The organism is Bacillus cereus ATCC 14579 (assembly GCF_000007825.1).
In the GTDB taxonomy this organism is placed as follows: Bacteria; Bacillota; Bacilli; order Bacillales; family Bacillaceae_G; genus Bacillus_A; species Bacillus_A cereus.
Map to the genome: position 1 here is coordinate 1518652 of NC_004722.1, position 17009 is coordinate 1535660.

Here is a 17009-nt window from a genome sequence, read left to right on the forward strand (position 1 = left end):
GATATAATAAGAGTGCACAACAAGTTTTAACCTTTTTCAAAACAGGCAGTAAAGCTCCTTCTTATAAGGAGCTTTCTTTATGAAAAGTGTTGATAATGATTCTCTTTAATGATAAACTGTATTCAAAAGTGATAATCATTATCAAAAAAAGGTTGGTGCGTAAGTATGGTATATGCATTAGTAGCAGGTACAGTCGCTGTATATGCAGTTATTGCGAAGTATGTTTTAAATGGAGTAGGAACAGCAAAATGAGTGATATGACATAAAATCCCTTTCATTTGTAAAAAGAATGAAAGGGATTTTTTATTTTTAATGAGAATATGCTGAAAATTTAGTATGATAGTAAAGTGAAACTGTAATCAATGGGTAGGTGTAACTCTCACTGGTTATGAGCTCGCAAATAGCGGGGAAAAGTATATACATCTTGGATAAAGGGGAACAAGGGGATGACAAACATAGTACAGACAAACGGTATGAAAAAACTTGTTTGTTTTTATGAAGAGTGGCAAAAACACGGCGATGCAGAGAATAGTTTAAAGTTGTTTGAGGTAATTCAAAAATATAAACAAGAACAGCTTATGATAGCGTTCTGCGGTCACTTCTCTGCAGGGAAATCAACGATAATGAATCATCTATATAAAGCGCAGTTGTTACCGACAAGTCCAATTCCGACAAGCGCTAACGTTGTCAAAATTGAAAAAGGAATGGATCGTGTTGTTGTAACGGTTAAATCTGGAGAGCAGTACGAATATGACGGTGCATATTCAGCAGAAGAATTAAAACAAATTTGTAAAGACGGCGATGAAGTAATTGGTGTTCATATTTATCGAAACGACGCGCCGATTCCTGAAGGGGTTATGTTAGTTGATACACCAGGGATTGATTCAACAGATGATGCCCATCAATTAGCGACAGAGTCGACACTTCATCTGGCAGATGTCATTTTTTATATGATGGATTATAATCACGTCCAATCGGAAGTGAATTTACAATTTGTTAAAGAATTGAAACAACGTAATAAAACGGTTTATCTCGTTGTAAATCAAATAGATAAACATAAAGAAAATGAATTATCGTTTGAGAATTATAAAGATAGTGTAAAACAATCATTCTCTAACTGGGATATTGAAGTAGATGGTGTTTATTATACGTCATTACGAATGATGAACCATCCACATAATGAAATTAGAAGCTTAGAAGCGTTAATTACTTCTATTATGAAAGAAAAAGAGCAGTATGTAAGGACTGGAATGGAGCGAGAAACAGAATATTTAATGGGAGAACATTTCTCGTTTATTGTTTCTGAAAATGAAAAAGCTCTCTTGAAATATGAGGAAGAGTTAGCATCACCACTTTCTATTTCAGAGGTAGTTGAAAAGAAGGAAGAGTTAACGGAAGCGAAAAATCGTGAGGCAAGTAAAGAATCTCATGTGAGAAACGAATTTATAAAAGGTTTACAAGCTATATTAGATAACGCTTATTTAATGCCATTTGAAATGAGAGAATTGGCAAATGCATATTTAGAAACGAAATTAACAAAATTTAAGGTCGGTTTGCTATTTTCGAAAGGAAAGACGGAGCAAGAAAAACAAAGACGTGTAGAGGCGTTTTATTCTGCCCTTCAAAAGACTGTTGAAACGCAGCTTGATTTTCATGTGAAGGAATTTATTGTAGCCTTCTTAAAAGAAGAAGGATTGTTCACGGAGGAAATTGGGAAAGACATATATGGGTTAGAAATTGCTTTCGGACCAGAAATGTTGGCCGAAGTAATTAAACAAGGTGCAGGTTTCACAGGTGATTACTTACTTCTTTATACAGCGGATGTAGCGAATGAACTGAAGAAACGTTATTTTATAAAAGCACAGCAAATTTTTGATAAAAGTGCGGTCGTTTTAAAGCAAAAGGTGAGGGAAGCAGTTGCTCGTATTGAAGAAGAGATTGAAACATATACGATGTTGCAAACGGCGAAAGAAACACAATTACAATACAGTAACAATTTGGAGGCATATGAAGACTATTTACGAAATGTTTGGCACGATCATGTTGCTACGCCTGAAGGGCTGCAAATAGATGAGATATTGCAAAGGGAAAAGCAAATTGTTAGTGAGAAATTTACACTACAAGAGCAGGAAATCGTAAGCGATAACGTAGCGGTTCATGAAGAAGAGCTGAAAGGAACGGCGGCTTTAAATATTCAGCGGATATTAGAGAAAGTGAAAAAAGCTGAAACGATATTAGAGCCATTGCCAGCGCTGAAACATGTACAGCAAGAGGTAATAGAGAAAAGAAGACGTGTGGAAACAAAACAATTTACAGTAGCGTTATTCGGGGCATTTAGTGCTGGAAAATCATCATTTGCCAATGCCTTACTCGGTGAGAAAGTACTTCCTGTATCACCAAACCCGACGACGGCAACGATTAATCAAATTTTGCCGGTTACAGAGGAAAAACCACACGGAACAGTAATTGTTCAGTTTAAATCAAAGCAAGCGTTATTAGAAGATATGAAAGCTGTTTATAAGCTGTTTCATTATGAGATTGCTACGTTAGATGAAGCGTTAGCACAAATTGATAAAGTTATGAAATATCCTTCACCAACTGGGAAGCAAAAAACAACATTTAGCTTTTTACGAGCGGTACAAAAAGGATATGATGCAGTTTCTACTTATTTAGGAGAACAAGTACAAGTTACATTAGAAGAGTTCTCTGATTATGTAGCGAATGAAGAGAAATCATGCTTCGTTGAGTATATGGAACTTTATTATGATTGTGCTTTAACAAGGCAGGGAGTAGCGCTTGTAGACACACCTGGAGCGGATTCTATTAATGCTCGCCATACGGATGTTGCATTCCAGTATATTAAAAACGCAGATGCTATTTTATTTGTAACATATTATAATCATGTATTCTCTCGTGCTGACCGGGAATTTTTAATTCAGCTTGGTCGTGTAAAGGATACTTTTGCCCTTGATAAAATGTTCTTCTTAATTAATGCGGCGGATTTAGCAGAGTCTGAAGAAGAACTTGAAATGGTAAAAGGTTATATCGCAGATCAGCTGCTGCAATACGGTATTAGAAATCCGCGTTTATTTGCAATTTCAAGTTTATGTGCGCTTGAAGAGAAACAAGGAAAGAATGTTGAAAAAGAGAAGTATGGTATTTTACAAAACTCTGGGATTACGAAGTTTGAGGAATCATTTACGTCCTTTATGATGAGAGATTTAATGCTTGTTTCTGTGCATGCTCTATATGGTGCTTTGCAAGGGGCAGATCAGCTTTTAGTAAACATGATAAAGGGTGCAAAACAGGGGAATGAAGAGAAAGAGAAGCAAACGAAAAAATATGAAGCAGAGCGTGATCAACTACTTCATATCATTTCATCATATAGTGTACTTGCTGAAGAACAGGCGATGCAAAATGAAGTGAAAGAGTTGCTTTATTACGTGCAACAGCGTCTATTCCTGCGCTATAACGATGTGTTTACTGAATTTATTAATCCGGCGTCACTTCGAACGGATGGAAATGTGAAAACACAATTGCAACAGTGTGTTATGGAATTAGTAGCATTTATTCAGCATGATTTATTGCAAGAAATGCGTGCGACATCATTACGCCTTGAAAAATGGATAGACGAAGCGATGAAGCGTGCAAAGGGCGAAATTGTAGTGAACTGTAAAGTAGAAAATGAATCAATTTCTATGAATGGAATAGTGGAGTATGAATATAAAGATATTACACATAAAGAACCGTTCCCTTCAGTTGAAATAAAAGATTTCAAAAAAGCACTGGCACATTTTAAAAATGAGAAAAGCTTTTTTGAAAAGAATGACAAAGCTTTTATGCAAGAAGACGCTAAATCTGTATTAGAACCGTTCGTATCAAACTATGTAGCTGATGAAAAAGATTTATTTGTTCATCATTATAAGCAAGAGTGGGATATGAAGTGGAACTTATTCCAAAAAGTGATGCAGCAAGATGTGATGAACTATTATGAAAGTATATTGTTTGCATTGGCTGAAACGATCGATGTATCTCTATATGAACAAAGTAAAGAACAATTGCAAAAGCAGTTAGTAGAGATTGAAAAAGAAATTTATGTTATATAGTCGTTATGAGAAAAAGATTCGTTCAATTTTCTTTTGCAGTACAGTATCTAAAGATTTTACAAATCCAGCAAATTCATCGGTAGAAATCATATGAGTAAGAACGAGTCGTCTGCCATCTGGTGTTTCACCGCATAAGACGAATGAAGAAAATTCATATGTTTTGTTTTCAACTACTAATTTTGGATAGGAATACGTGTCGCTTTTCTTCTTCTTTCCATCAATAGAGATGACGTTGCATTTTTTCTCATTGTTGTCCATGGTGAATCCCTCCTTTCTATTACTTATGGTAGACAAGGAGGGTTTAGAACAATAGAGAAGGGGGAATTTTTTATGTCTGTTGTAATAGAACGTATTCCAAAAGAGGCTATACCGAAGTCTTTATTGCTACTTGCTGATCCAAGTGAACGGCAAATAGCTACATATGTACAAAGAGGATTAACATACGTAGCTAAGCAGGGGGGGAGCGTTATCGGTGTATATGTTCTTTTGGAAACAAGGCCAAAGACGATGGAAATCATGAATATTGCGGTTGCAGAGCATTTACAAGGAAAAGGGATTGGGAAGAAGCTATTAAGGCATGCTGTAGAAACTGCTAAAGGATATGGTATGTCAAAACTTGAAGTTGGTACAGGCAATTCTAGTGTTTCACAACTTGCTTTATATCAAAAATGTGGATTTCGTATTTTTTCTATTGATTTTGATTACTTTTCGAAGCATTATGAAGAAGAGATTATTGAAAATGGGATTGTATGTCGTGATATGATCCGGCTTGCAATGGAATTGAATAAAAACGTATAACTATTTAGGGGGAAGAGAAGATGGAAGTACATAAAGCAATTACAGCACATTCTCGTAAACAAAATGAAAGTGTAAAAGCATGTTTACAATTAGATGCACAGCGTGAAGCAGCTATTGAAGCTGCCGTATCTCTTGCGTCAAATGGGAAAGAATTTTCGGTTGATGTCATTAATGTTGTAACGAAGCAAATTAATGATCTTGCAAAAAATGGTGTTACCTTGCAGCGTAAATATGTTACAGAAGAAATGGTTATGGAGTATGTAAGTCGTTTGAAAAAGAAAGAAGGTCGTTAAAGATGATAGTTACAGTCGAATGGTTACGTGAGCATATAGAAGATGAGAATGTCCGTATAATCGATTGTCGTTTTGATTTAGCGAATCCTAATTGGGGTAGAGAAAAGTATGAAGAAGGACATATTCCTCATGCGTTATATTTTGATTTGAATTTAGATTTATCAAGTCCTATAGCAGAACATGGTGGCCGCCATCCTTTACCAAATATTGAGGAGTTTGCAGACAAGCTTTCGGAAGCTGGTATTGATGAGCATACGACAGTAATTGCGTATGACAGTCAAGCCGGTGCAAATGCTGCTCGTTTATGGTGGTTATGTAACTATGTAGGACATGAGAAAGTATATATATTAGATGGTGGTTTCCCGGCTTGGAAAGAGAATGGACTACCGACAACAACGGAAATTCCTGTTGTTATACGAAAAACATTCAAAACAAACATACAAGATCATATGCTTGTAACGATGGAAACGGTCAGAGAGAATATCCGTGCAGGTGCGGATGTTACATTAATTGATTCAAGAGAGCCGAAACGTTATGCTGGTGTAGAGGAACTTGTCGATCATAAAGCAGGTCATATTCCGACAGCGGTAAACCATTTTTGGAAGGATGGAATGTTGCAATCAGGACAATTTAAGAATGGAGCTGGGCAACAAGAACGCTTCCAAAATCTTTCGAAAGATAAGGAAACCATTGTATATTGTGGTTCTGGTGTTACAGCGTGCCCAAATATCGTTGCATTAAAATTAGCTGGATTCCAAAATGTTAAATTGTATGCAGGTAGCTGGAGTGATTGGATTTCTTATCCAGAAAATCAAATTGCAAAAGAAGAAGATTAATCACTTGCATGCAAAAATAATTTGTATTAAAATAAGGTCACAAGCAAGAGATTGCTCGAAAAACTTTGTATTTTACACATTGGAAACAATGTGATAATATAACGACAAGTAAATAATACATCCTGCGGTGTACGTAACTTATTTATGTCTAAAACCGATGTTAGTTATACGGAAGCTCAATATTTAGCGACCATCATCAAGCCTTCCTTGTGGAGGAAGATGTACGGTAACTGTGAGGGCATCCACCTGCGAGTAGCGGGTTTTTGGACATTTACGAGGAGCGGCACGTGCGGGGGTCTTATTTCAACTAACCTTATATAAAATTCCTACGGTGTACGTAGCTTATGCATGTCTTAAACCAATAAGTTTAATATGGAAGTTCAATATTTAAATGTAGCTAACATGCCATCTTTTTAAGAAGGAAGTTACAAACATTTGTGAGAGCATCCACCTGTGAGAGCAGGTTTATGGACATCTAGAGAGAACGGCATATGTGGGGCTATATAAAAACCTTACGTTTTATACGTAAGGTTTTTTTGTTGCATAGATATATCAATATTATCTTGATTCACCTGTGAAGTTTCCGTAATAAATGTAGCACTTTCTGTCTTCATCAATCTCTCTTGAATCTAAGGAGAACTCCATAGACATGCCGTCTCGCTGAATATATATAATATCTGAATGAAGAGATGGTAAAATTTCTTCATAGTTCCATACATCTTGACTATCTACTATGTTTGAACTCGTTTCACTTAGTTCTCTAATTTCAAAACCGATGTAGGAGTATGTAGGGTCTGAAGGGTCATTTGCGAAAACTTCTTTTTGAATATAAATAACTGCTGTTCCGTCTGGATCAACCGAAGTTGCAGTAACAACATAAGTATTTTTCTCTTTAATAAAATATTCACAAGTCATGCGTGCGATAATTTCAGAATTAGAAATATTGGCGTAGTTCCATAAAGCAGGATACCCTTTCGTTTCATCATTAAGTCGATATTCTAAGCGCATTTAATCCCTCTTCTTCCTTTTTCTTCTACTTTATCATGCCATCCTATATAATAGGAATAGAATTTAAAAAGGGGAGTGCGAAGGTGACAAAAACGAAATGGCTAGTAGGTGGTGTCGTAACGTCTTTAATGACTGGCACTTTATTTGGTTGCGCACAAGATCTTCCCCCAAAACCAAATGATAATAGTTGTTCTGATTGGGATTGGGATGATGAACTTGGGGTATGGCAGTGTGATGATAGTAGTTCAGGTTATCGTGGGCATTATTTCTATGGTGGGCGATACTATCAAAATAAATCCACTTTTAAAAATTCATCGGCGTTTAAATCGTATCAATCGTCTGCTGAATTTAAAGGTGGAATTGGAAGCGGTTCAAAGGGAGGATTTGGGGGCTAAAATATGTCGCAATACATAAGGGATCGAAAAGAATTTTATTTAAAATATCCGGATTTTTGGTCGGATTTATATGAATGTGAGTATAGTTTGTTTCATGTTTTTTCTATAACAAATCAGACTTTGGACCAATTACACTTAGCGACTGAACGAATGGGGAAAATATTTTTTAAGACTGCTAGACTGCTGCGTAATTTAAGTGACGAACAGCTTCTAGATCTTGGCTTTCCATCCGCGAGTTTATCTTTCATTAGAATGAAAGGGCTCTATCCTGAATCTGTAATTTCGCGATTTGATTTTGCTGTAACAGAGGATAACAAAATCAAAATGCTTGAGTTTAATAGTGATACACCAACTTTTATTGTGGAATGTTTTCAAATGAATGGGAAAGTATGTGGAAATCTAGGCTATGATGATCCAAACTCGGATCAAGAACGATTGCTATCTTCTGGTGTAACGAAAGCAGTAATGGAAGCGACAAAGGGATTAGATAATCCAAATGTTGTTTTTACAGCACATCATGAACATATCGAGGATTGGAATACCACTATGTATTTAAGTCAGCTATGCCATGTTGAAAATAAAGTAGTGCCAATGTCAGAACTTAGAATTACAAAGGATGCTCTAGTCGATAAAGATGGGGCGAAGATTGATGTTTTATATCGCCAAACATATCCGATAGAAGATTTAATTGAGGATCAAGATCCTGAAACAGGAGATTTGGTAGGTGTGGAATTGTTACAACTTGTAAAAGCCGGAAAGCTTTTTATAATAAATCCTTTGTCAGCATTTTTACTTCAGCCAAAATCAATTCAGTGTCTTATTTGGGGGTTAGCAGAAGAAGAGGCCTTTTATACAAATGAGGAACAACAGTGGATTAAAGAATATATGTTACCTACATATTTAGAACCAGATTTATTTTTAGGAAAAGGTTCTTTCGTTCAAAAACCTTCATTTGGGAGAGAAGGAGATACAATTACGATTCGCGATAAAGACGAAAATATTATGCTTCAAAATGCACACCAAACATATAAAGCGTCACTGCCGATATTTCAAAAGTATATCGAACTGCCAGTCGTATCCTTGGAAACAGAAAAAGGGATCGAGAAACTGTCATATGTGTTTGGTTCGTTTTTAATTGCTGGAAAAGCGAGTAGTATCGGTATTCGTGCGGGAGAAAAGATTACAGGAAATGAATCGTACTATTTACCGGTAGGTATAAAAAGGAGGGGAAAAAATGATTAATTTTTTATTATATTTAGTAGTAACACTCGGCCTTTTATGTATAGGTCTGTTCTTGATGGAAGTGACAACGAAAGTAAAGGAATTTAAGTTAATGGCTCAAGGAAATAAGGCGGTAAGCTATGTGCTTGGAGGACGATTACTTGGGTTAGCTGTTGTTTTATATTCGACAGCAGCTAATTCAATTTCACTTCTTGATATGATTTCGTGGGGAGCAGTTGGGATTTTGGCTCAAATTATCGTCTTTTATTTATCTGAGTGGCTTACACCACGCTTTAATATAAACAAAAGTCTCGAAGAAGATAATCAAGCAGTCGGTATTTTTCTTATGTTTTTATCAATTTCAATTGGGATTGTAATTGCTGGTTGTATAACTTATTAAAAACTTTACGTTTAAACGTAAAGTTTTTTATTTTATCCCGTAAAAGCCCGATTGGTGAGGGCTAATAATCAGTGGGGGATGAACAAAACCTCCACTGATTAAAGTTACACTTTATATATGTTAGTTTGCCATACCTTTTGAAAAAATTGTAGGCTACGGTTGACATCTATTTTAAATAAGAGTAACATTTTCAATGTAATGAAAATAAGTCTCTGTTAGGTGAGGCTCCTGTATAGAGAAATGCTACTGCCCAAAAATGTCGAGAGACGCCAATGGGTCAACAGGAATGATCGAATTAAGGTTTTTCTTAACGTAGCTGGTAATGTACCTATGCTATACAGTGCTAAAACTCGGTGAGGGAGAGGTCCGTAGATTTCTAATTATATTAGAAATCGTTTATTTGTGTATGTAATGGCCGCTACTCTCTTAAGGGTAGGGGCCTTTTTTGTTACCAAGCTATGAGTAATTTCATAGTATAAACTATAAAATTAAACGAGGAGGTGAGGAGCATGTCAAATTCTGACTCGGTTCCGTTACCCATATACTTCAAATCAAAAATATATGATGTAGGCAGGAAACGATTTGTTCCTCCCTCTATATTTATCATAATGTAGCGTTTATAAAACGCGAGACACTTTCACAGTAAAGTGGATAAATTGAGAAACAAAGCGTTTCTTCCTATGTTGTAAAGGAGGAGACGATAATATGTTATATGCAAACAAAACTGTGGGTAACACGTCATATAAACTAAGTAAAAAATCAATAAAAGAACAAACAATGCTCCAAAAAAATAAAGATTTATTAATTGAAATTGCAACAAGAGATGTAAAATCTGTATTTGCATATTTTAAAACAACAAGAGACGGACTATCAATGAAAGAGGCGCAAAAACGTATTCAAGTATATGGCCGAAATGAACTAACTTCAAAAAGAGCACTTCTCGCAGAAGTAATGATGAAGCTTGGTGGCATGATTCCAGGTTTTTCAAAACAACGTGTGTGTGATGAATTACAACGTGAAACGATTACTGTATCTAGAGTAGAATGTTCTAGTAGTACAGGGTTAAATAGTGAACTGAAAATGATGGAGATACCAGTGCAAGAACTTGTACCTGGAGATATGATTTTTCTTTCGGCTGGAGATGCTGTGCCAGCTGATGTACGTATTATTTATGCAGATGATTTATTAGTGAATGAGTCTGTGTTAACGGGAAACGAAGCGAATATAGAGAAGTTTGAGAGCTGCTATCACCTTGAACGTAAACGATTTATTCCATTAAAACGGATGAAAGATTATAATCCACTTGAGCTTGAAAATGTATGTTTTAAAGGTTCGCATATCGTTAGTGGAAATGCAAAAGCTATCGTTGTTTCTACTGGAAAAAATACGTATTCAGGCATATTGCATACTTGTTGTAGTAGAACGTCTTAATGTGTTAATGGTGCTAAATATACAAAAACAATGTATAATAGACAAAGTTGAGCAAAAACGTAGAATGGTAATCTATTTATATAACCTTACGTGATAACGTGAGGTTATTATTTTTTTAATAGGAGAGGAATTATGAAAAAAGTACTATTAGTTGATGGTATGGCACTATTATTTCGTGCTTTTTACGCAACAAGTGTCTACGGACAATTTATGAAACGACAAGATGGAACCCCTACGAACGGGATTCATGGTTATATGAAACACTTGTTAACAGCTACGCAAGCGATCGAACCAACACATATCGTTACATGCTGGGATATGGGAAGTACGACATTTAGAACAGAATCGTTCTCGAATTATAAAGCAAATCGTGCAGCGCCACCAGAAGAATTAATTCCTCAATTTGATTTAGTGCAAGAAATGACTGCGAAATTATCCATTCCAGTTATCGGTATGAAAGGCTACGAAGCGGACGATTGTATCGGTACGCTTGCAAAACAATACTGCAATGAAGCTGAAGTTTATATTTTAACTGGTGATACAGATTTACTTCAACTTGTTGATAAGAACGTTACAGTTATGCTTCTGCGTAAAGGAATTGGAAATTACGAATATTACACACCGGAGAGAATCATGGAAGAAAAAGGTGTAGAGCCGTGGCAAATCGTCCATGCAAAAGCTTTCATGGGAGATACAAGTGATAATTATCCAGGTGTAAAAGGTATCGGTGAAAAAACAGCGTATAAGCTTATTCAAGAGCACGGAACAGTATCCGCTGTACTAGAAAATGTAGAATCATTAACAAAAGCGCAGCGTACGAAGATTGAAAGTGATTTAGAGAACTTAAATATTTCGTTGCAATTAGCACAAATTCACTGTGAAGTTCCAATTTCATGTTTACTAGAAGAGGGATTACACACAATGGATGAAGAAAAACTTAGATTTGTTTGTGAAGAAATGAATTGGGGAAGACCTGAAATATTAATAAATATGCTATAAATAGTTTGGAAAGAGGGATGTTGCATAAGTCGAACTTTGACTTGGTGACACCTTCTTTTTGTTTTTGTAAACAGTATGATAGTAAATAAAATTATGTCGAACTCAATTTTAAATATATAAATGTTTCGACAAGATATAATGATAAAAGTTGATGAAAATAGTAATTTTTATAATGAAGTGAATTAATTTCAACATAGTTTTAGAGAGTCTTTTTTTCGTGTTCACAAAGTTGTCAGAAAATAAACGGAATTTTCATATGAAGTTCAAATAGAATTCACAACAATCAATTATTATAAGGACACACAGATAATTCTTTATCTTTTATATAAATCATCCCCCAAGGAGGACAATGAAAATGAGAAAAAAAGTGAGAAAATCTTTTAAACAATTATTAATTGAAAATAAACAATCACTATTAAATAATAAAGAAAATATGAAAGAAATTGAAGAGAGAATTGAGAAACGACATGTAGCATATAGTGGTGCTAGTAATTAAATAAAATAAAAAAGATAGCCTATGCAGGCTATCTTTTTTATTTTATATTGAAAAAACGCTATGCATCTCTTTAATTTATGTAAATTTGCAAGATATTTTTATAGCGTTTTTCTATCAATATTACTCATTTTTCGAGGTTGAAATTGGTATATACCAATTTTTGAGATTCGCTATTCATAATATTACAAAAAATGTTACAATACACTCAAATTTATACTATAAAATCATTTTAATATGAAAAATTGGAATGAAAAGAAAGGAGAGGAATATGAATAAAGATGTCGCTTTGAAATGATTATTATCATTTCATTAGGAGTTGATGTAAAAAGATGAAGAGATACGAGGAATTGGATTCTATAAGAGGGATTTCTTCATTAATAGTAATGATCGGTCATCATTTAATGATTTTTTCAGCATTTCAAAATTACAGTTATGAAGATAATAAACCATTTGTTGTGTATCTATTAAAAGAAACGCCTGCTCGTCTAATTTTTAGTAGTGGTAATGAATCTGTTATTATCTTTTTTGTTTTGAGCGGATTTGTTTTGTATGAATCTATTCAAAAAACCTATAGTAGTTATGGATCATACCTTTTAAAACGTATATGCAGAATATACATTCCCTATATTGTAGCACTAATTATAGCTATTATATGCCAGACTACAATTAGTGGATATGGTATTTCTTATTTAAGTGAATGGTTTAATCGCTCGTGGACGATTGAAAGTTCTTCAAGTTTAATAGCGCAACATATTTTATTGGTTGGGAAATATAATACAGATGCATATAACGGTGTGATTTGGTCACTTGTCCATGAAATGCGAATATCAATAATTTTTCCGCTAATTTTGATGATTTGCTTACGAAAAACGTTGAGGTGTTCATTACTATTATTGTTTAGTTTTAGTATATGTTCTGTCGTAATATTATTTTTGTTTCGCTCGGGCTTAACATTAACAAGCTATGCATTAACGTTGCATTATACGGTGCTGTTTTTACTAGGGGCACTAATTGCGAAGTATAAAAATAAATTAATAGTTTTTTATAGTAATTGTACTAAAAACACGAAAATTGCATGGTTTTTATTTGCGATTTTACTTTTTATGTACGAAGGACTTATTGGAGAAATGAAAGTGCTCAATAATTTCATATTTCGAGACTACGTAGTGGCGATAAGTGCAAGTCTATTTGTCATATTAAGCTTGTCAATATCAACTTTGTCGTCCTTGCTACGCAATAAATACTTGTTATATTTGGGGAAGATTTCTTACAGTCTTTATTTATACCATATTATATCGTTGTTTTCCCTTATATACATGCTCCATGAAATATTACCGTTGCCTATTATTTTAATTTTTTCACTTGTTTTTTCGTTTATACTTGCAATACTTTCGTATATATATGTAGAAAAATTTGCATTCAGAGTCGGAAAGTATGTAACAAAACAAGTGGATAGAAAGAAGAGAGGGGTATCTGTAAAGAGTGACTTGCAGGATGTTATTCAGAAAAGGGCGGTGAAATAATTGAAGCAAGAAATGAGTATAAAAGATTTTCAACAATTATTGAAAAGAAGATTCGTAACGATTATTTTAACGATGTGTTGTTTAACCGCTTCTTTAGTTCTTATCTCTATGTATGTTTTAAAGCCATCATATCAATATTCAACGCAAATTCTTGTTGGGAATTTAGATGAGTTTAATAAGGAAAATTCAACAAATAAAACACAAGAAAATAAGCAACTAGTAACATCGTATGTTGATATTTTAAAAAGCCCATTAATTATATCAACAGTCAAAAAAACTTTGAAATTAGAGCAATCAAGTTATGAATTAGCACAAAAAATCTCGGTTGTGAATACGGACAACTCACAAATTGTAACTGTTACAGTAAAAGATTCCAATCCGAAAATCGTGAAAGACATTGTAAAGACATTGGCAGAGCAATCACAAAAAAGCTTTCAACAGTACACAAATGTACAAGGGGTGAAAGTATTAACTGATCCTGAGTTACAGGAACAGGCTGAAAAATTGTTTCCGAAATTTCAACTGATCATTCCTATTTCTTTAATTGTTAGTTTTTTTGTTGGGATAGGTTTAGCTGTATTTCAAGATTATTTTGATGAACGTATATACACGGAACAAGATTTAGAGAAAATAACAACAGTCTCTGTTATTGGTCACATAAATATGGAACCAAATAGAAAAAAGAAACCTACAGAGGTTGATAAAAAATCATCTATATATCGAGGTGAACATGTCGATGTTTAGGACAAAGAAGCAGCTTCCATTCAATTTGCATGATGATCTGATGAAAGAGCAGTTTTATACGGTGTATCACGAGCTGAAAAAATCCGGAAAACAACTGTTCACAGTTAGTTCAACGAAGGACAGAGGTGTTGTTGCCTCGCTTATAGTAAATATGGGTCTAGTGTTTGCGGAAATGAAAAAAAAGGTGTTACTTATTGATGTGAATTTTTCTGACCCTAAACTACATGTATTATTACAAAGTGATCACATGATAACAGTAAACGATATAATAAGCTCTTCCTCCTGCAATTATGAATCTTTTTCTAGTAATTTGTCTAATTACTTATATTGTATTCCTGCAAAAAAAACAGTACATACAGGGACGCCTTTAGTTGCTATGGATGAATTTGATAATGCGATTGCTAAGTGGAAAGAAGATTTTGATTACATTTTCGTTTATTCTTCTGAAGTATTTGAACTTCCTGCTACGCACATTATTGCAGGGAAATGCGATGGAGTGGTTTTAGCAGTTAAAAAGCAAAAAGATTCATTACGTACAGTGCAAAAAGTAATAGCGGATATAAATAGGAAAGAATGTGAATTAATAGGTATAATTTTATATTCTTGAATGTGGGGGTAACGATCCATGATTCGTGAAACAAATCAAGCCAAGTTGTATACGATTCCGGCTCAAGAAAAGCCTAGCATATTGAATCGAAGTGTAAAACGCTTGTTTGATATTATATTTTCAATCATATTGTTACTATTAACAATACCAATTATGTTGTTCTTTTGTATTATGATTACCTTAGAAACATCAGGGGCTCCAATATACTTTCAAGAACGTTTAGGTATAAACGGGAAGAAGTTTAATGTATTTAAATTAAGGTCGATGGTAAAGGATGCTGAAATGAACGGACCACAATGGGCAAAAGAACATGATCAAAGAATTACAAAAGTTGGATTGTTTATAAGAAAAACGAGAATTGATGAATTACCACAGCTCTTAAACATTTTAAGAGGAGATATGTCTTTTGTAGGCCCTAGACCAGAGAGAGAGTTTTTTTATAATGAGTTTGATGCGTATATTCCAGAATTTAAGGAACGTTTAATAGTAAAACCAGGATTAACAGGATGGGCACAAATAAATGGAGGGTATAATCTTGATCCAAAGGAAAAGTTGAGGCTGGACATGGAGTATATTGAAATGAAAACATTTCGGATGGACATCCGTATTTTATGTAAAACCGTTTTAATTGTATTGAACGGTAATGGTGCAAGATAAATATATATGTAAACAAACAACATATGTAAGTAGGTTACTTGCAAAGGAGAACTTGTATGGGTAGATCTATTCTAAGCAATATTATCCATCTATTTTATAGTACGATTTTAGCTAACCTTCTTCAGGCCGTCAGTTTAATTGTTTTAGCAAACTTTTTTAACGCACAACATTATGGGATGTTTAGTGTTGCCATAGCAGTGACGTTTGTTATGTTATTTTTTACAGACTTAGGACTTAGTAATACGTTTCTTCGAGAAGGGGCAAAGGATGGAGCAGATTTAGAGAAGATTTTATCATCGTATATAAAAATAAGGATGATTCTACTTATTCTTATTTCTATAATCGGTTATATTGCTATTCATTATATGTATGCGGATAAAAATTTAATTTATATGATGATAAACGTAATGTTTTTCATGTTAATAGGATTAACTTGGCAAAACATAGGGATTGCCTATTTTCAACTGACGGAACGTATGAAGTATATAGCGCTCATAAAAGTTGTATCAGCATCAGTTGTCATTATAATTACATGTTTTTGTATTTTCGGAGAGTTACCGGTGTATGTAACAGCTCGCTTATATGCTTTTGGGTATATGATTGGTGGTTTATTCAGTATATATATCATGAGAAGAAAGACGAAAATGAATATGAAAGTCGTAATTCATAAAGCGTTATTTTGGCAATTAACTCCCTTTATTATTAGCGGTTTTTTAATAATGAGTACGCCACAATTAGCGCCTATCTTGCTTAACTATACATTGCCATTAAGTATGGTAGGTGTTTTTGCAGTGGCGTACCGGATGCCGGCAGCTTTATATCAAGTACCAGGGGTAATTGCAGGTGCATTTTTTCCGGTGCTCTTTAAGCATTATAACCAGAATAATATAGAAGAGCATACGAAATTAAATTTACTTCAAATTAAATCAATGGCGATTGTAGGAATATGTATGACGATCGGTTTATATCATTTAGCACCATACTTTATTTCTATATTTTTTCATGAAGAATGGAGGAATGCAGTAGAACCACTCCAAATATTATCATTTCTTATTGTGCTACAAAGTTTAAATATTGCCATTGCTGACGGTTTAACGACGAGTGGTTGTCAAAATAAGAGGACTGTTGTGCAGTGTGTAGCATTGGTGATAGGTGGGGTTATGCTTTATAGCTTTAGTAGTCTTGGTGGAGTGATAGGAGCGGCATACGCTATGGTTTTATTTGAAATAGTCGCTTTAGTGGGATATATAGCGGTAAGTGTAGTGAAGAAAAAAATTGTATTCCAAATTGTAATACCGTATACAATTTATTTTGGTGTAACCTTTATTGGAGTGCAATATATATTGCATACATATCATTTAATTGCGCTTGTTCTTAATATACTAATTGTAGTAGCTGCCATATTCCTATATGATTATGAGCTAAAAAAACTTCTTCTTTCTTTTATAAGAAAAATACGCAAAAAGGATTATATTACGAAACAGGGGATATAGCC

General features: G+C 34.2%; 17 protein-coding genes, 2 other RNA genes and 1 riboswitch. Of the genes, 17 read left to right on the forward strand and 2 right to left on the reverse strand.

Annotated features, from left to right (window positions below):
- Nucleotides 1-446 precede the first annotated feature (446 nt).
- Entirely contained in the window at nt 447-4106 is a 3660-nt protein-coding gene (locus BC_RS07800; protein ID WP_000182111.1) for a dynamin family protein, read from the forward strand.
- Between the two features lie 3 nt (nt 4107-4109).
- Here the strand turns inward: BC_RS07800 and BC_RS07805 are convergent, their stop codons facing one another.
- On the reverse strand, nt 4110-4364 hold the full coding sequence (locus BC_RS07805; RefSeq protein ID WP_000369740.1) for a DUF3931 domain-containing protein: 255 nt from the start codon (nt 4362-4364) through the stop codon (nt 4110-4112).
- 72 nt (nt 4365-4436) lie between these two features.
- Between BC_RS07805 and BC_RS07810 the strand changes: the two genes are divergently transcribed.
- The 5 genes from BC_RS07810 (at nt 4437) to ssrS (BC_RS07830) (ending at nt 6537) form a co-directional block, all read left to right on the forward strand.
- On the forward strand, nt 4437-4904 hold the full coding sequence (locus tag BC_RS07810) for a GNAT family N-acetyltransferase (RefSeq protein ID WP_000117689.1): 468 nt from the start codon (nt 4437-4439) through the stop codon (nt 4902-4904).
- Between the two features lie 20 nt (nt 4905-4924).
- Nucleotides 4925-5197 carry a YpbS family protein gene (locus tag BC_RS07815; RefSeq protein WP_000451819.1) on the forward strand — a complete coding sequence of 91 codons (273 nt, stop codon included), beginning with the start codon at nt 4925-4927 and terminating at the stop codon, nt 5195-5197.
- Nucleotides 5198-5199: 2 nt separating this feature from the next.
- Complete coding sequence (locus BC_RS07820) at nt 5200-6033, forward strand: sulfurtransferase (protein ID WP_000637560.1); 834 nt, start codon at nt 5200-5202, stop codon at nt 6031-6033.
- A gap of 116 nt (nt 6034-6149) precedes the next feature.
- Nucleotides 6150-6332, forward strand: a non-coding RNA gene (gene ssrS, locus BC_RS07825) — 6S RNA.
- Between the two features lie 21 nt (nt 6333-6353).
- Nucleotides 6354-6537, forward strand: a non-coding RNA gene (ssrS, locus tag BC_RS07830) — 6S RNA.
- A 54-nt stretch (nt 6538-6591) separates the two neighbouring features.
- Here the strand turns inward: ssrS (BC_RS07830) and BC_RS07835 are convergent.
- Nucleotides 6592-7041, reverse strand: coding sequence for a hypothetical protein (locus tag BC_RS07835; RefSeq protein ID WP_001235523.1), 450 nt, complete (start codon nt 7039-7041; stop codon nt 6592-6594).
- An 83-nt stretch (nt 7042-7124) separates the two neighbouring features.
- On the opposite strand from BC_RS07835, the gene BC_RS07840 reads away from it, so the two are divergent.
- From BC_RS07840 to BC_RS07890, 11 genes are all read left to right on the forward strand, one after another.
- Nucleotides 7125-7436, forward strand: coding sequence for a hypothetical protein (locus BC_RS07840; RefSeq protein WP_000169030.1), 312 nt, complete (start codon nt 7125-7127; stop codon nt 7434-7436).
- Between the two features lie 3 nt (nt 7437-7439).
- Nucleotides 7440-8678, forward strand: coding sequence for a glutathionylspermidine synthase family protein (locus BC_RS07845; protein WP_000084933.1), 1239 nt, complete (start codon nt 7440-7442; stop codon nt 8676-8678).
- Nucleotides 8671-9057: a DUF350 domain-containing protein gene (locus BC_RS07850; protein WP_000606870.1), complete on the forward strand. Its 387-nt coding sequence runs from the start codon at nt 8671-8673 to the stop codon at nt 9055-9057. Before BC_RS07845 ends, BC_RS07850 begins: the two co-directional genes overlap by 8 nt.
- A gap of 204 nt (nt 9058-9261) precedes the next feature.
- A riboswitch (M-box (ykoK) riboswitch) is annotated at nt 9262-9427 on the forward strand.
- Between the two features lie 335 nt (nt 9428-9762).
- Nucleotides 9763-10488, forward strand: coding sequence for a cation-transporting P-type ATPase (locus BC_RS07855; protein ID WP_000964949.1), 726 nt, complete (start codon nt 9763-9765; stop codon nt 10486-10488).
- Between the two features lie 132 nt (nt 10489-10620).
- Nucleotides 10621-11487, forward strand: a complete 867-nt coding sequence (locus BC_RS07860) for a 5'-3' exonuclease (RefSeq protein WP_000757073.1) — start codon at nt 10621-10623, stop codon at nt 11485-11487.
- Nucleotides 11488-11842: 355 nt separating this feature from the next.
- Nucleotides 11843-11983, forward strand: a complete 141-nt coding sequence (locus tag BC_RS07865; protein WP_001228048.1) for an FbpB family small basic protein — start codon at nt 11843-11845, stop codon at nt 11981-11983.
- 329 nt (nt 11984-12312) lie between these two features.
- Nucleotides 12313-13506, forward strand: a complete 1194-nt coding sequence (locus BC_RS07870) for an acyltransferase family protein (protein ID WP_000833042.1) — start codon at nt 12313-12315, stop codon at nt 13504-13506.
- Nucleotides 13507-14250: a YveK family protein gene (locus tag BC_RS07875; RefSeq protein ID WP_000807054.1), complete on the forward strand. Its 744-nt coding sequence runs from the start codon at nt 13507-13509 to the stop codon at nt 14248-14250.
- On the forward strand, nt 14237-14857 hold the full coding sequence (locus BC_RS07880; RefSeq protein WP_002100874.1) for a CpsD/CapB family tyrosine-protein kinase: 621 nt from the start codon (nt 14237-14239) through the stop codon (nt 14855-14857). Before BC_RS07875 ends, BC_RS07880 begins: the two co-directional genes overlap by 14 nt.
- An 18-nt stretch (nt 14858-14875) precedes the next feature.
- The gene (locus BC_RS07885) at nt 14876-15514 is read left to right on the forward strand and encodes a sugar transferase (protein ID WP_000617648.1); all 639 of its coding nucleotides are present in this window, start codon (nt 14876-14878) and stop codon (nt 15512-15514) included.
- Nucleotides 15515-15570: 56 nt separating this feature from the next.
- A complete protein-coding gene (locus BC_RS07890) occupies nt 15571-17007 on the forward strand; it encodes an oligosaccharide flippase family protein (protein ID WP_000533742.1) in 1437 nt (478 codons plus the stop codon).
- The last annotated feature ends 2 nt before the right edge of the window (nt 17008-17009 follow it).

Bases quoted from the DNA above. Each gene is read 5' to 3' on its own strand.
- BC_RS07890 (WP_000533742.1), top strand. From the start codon at position 15,571: ATGGGTAGATCTATTCTAAGCAATATTATCCATCTATTTTATAGTACG.
- BC_RS07815 (WP_000451819.1), top strand. From the start codon at position 4,925: ATGGAAGTACATAAAGCAATTACAGCACATTCTCGTAAACAAAATGAA.
- BC_RS07855 (WP_000964949.1), top strand. From the start codon at position 9,763: ATGTTATATGCAAACAAAACTGTGGGTAACACGTCATATAAACTAAGT.
- BC_RS07805 (WP_000369740.1), bottom strand. From the start codon at position 4,364: ATGGACAACAATGAGAAAAAATGCAACGTCATCTCTATTGATGGAAAG.
- BC_RS07800 (WP_000182111.1), top strand. From the start codon at position 447: ATGACAAACATAGTACAGACAAACGGTATGAAAAAACTTGTTTGTTTT.
- BC_RS07885 (WP_000617648.1), top strand. From the start codon at position 14,876: ATGATTCGTGAAACAAATCAAGCCAAGTTGTATACGATTCCGGCTCAA.
- BC_RS07820 (WP_000637560.1), top strand. From the start codon at position 5,200: ATGATAGTTACAGTCGAATGGTTACGTGAGCATATAGAAGATGAGAAT.
- BC_RS07880 (WP_002100874.1), top strand. From the start codon at position 14,237: ATGTCGATGTTTAGGACAAAGAAGCAGCTTCCATTCAATTTGCATGAT.
- BC_RS07835 (WP_001235523.1), bottom strand. From the start codon at position 7,041: ATGCGCTTAGAATATCGACTTAATGATGAAACGAAAGGGTATCCTGCT.
- BC_RS07850 (WP_000606870.1), top strand. From the start codon at position 8,671: ATGATTAATTTTTTATTATATTTAGTAGTAACACTCGGCCTTTTATGT.
- BC_RS07810 (WP_000117689.1), top strand. From the start codon at position 4,437: ATGTCTGTTGTAATAGAACGTATTCCAAAAGAGGCTATACCGAAGTCT.
- BC_RS07870 (WP_000833042.1), top strand. From the start codon at position 12,313: ATGAAGAGATACGAGGAATTGGATTCTATAAGAGGGATTTCTTCATTA.
- BC_RS07865 (WP_001228048.1), top strand. From the start codon at position 11,843: ATGAGAAAAAAAGTGAGAAAATCTTTTAAACAATTATTAATTGAAAAT.
- BC_RS07845 (WP_000084933.1), top strand. From the start codon at position 7,440: ATGTCGCAATACATAAGGGATCGAAAAGAATTTTATTTAAAATATCCG.
- BC_RS07860 (WP_000757073.1), top strand. From the start codon at position 10,621: ATGAAAAAAGTACTATTAGTTGATGGTATGGCACTATTATTTCGTGCT.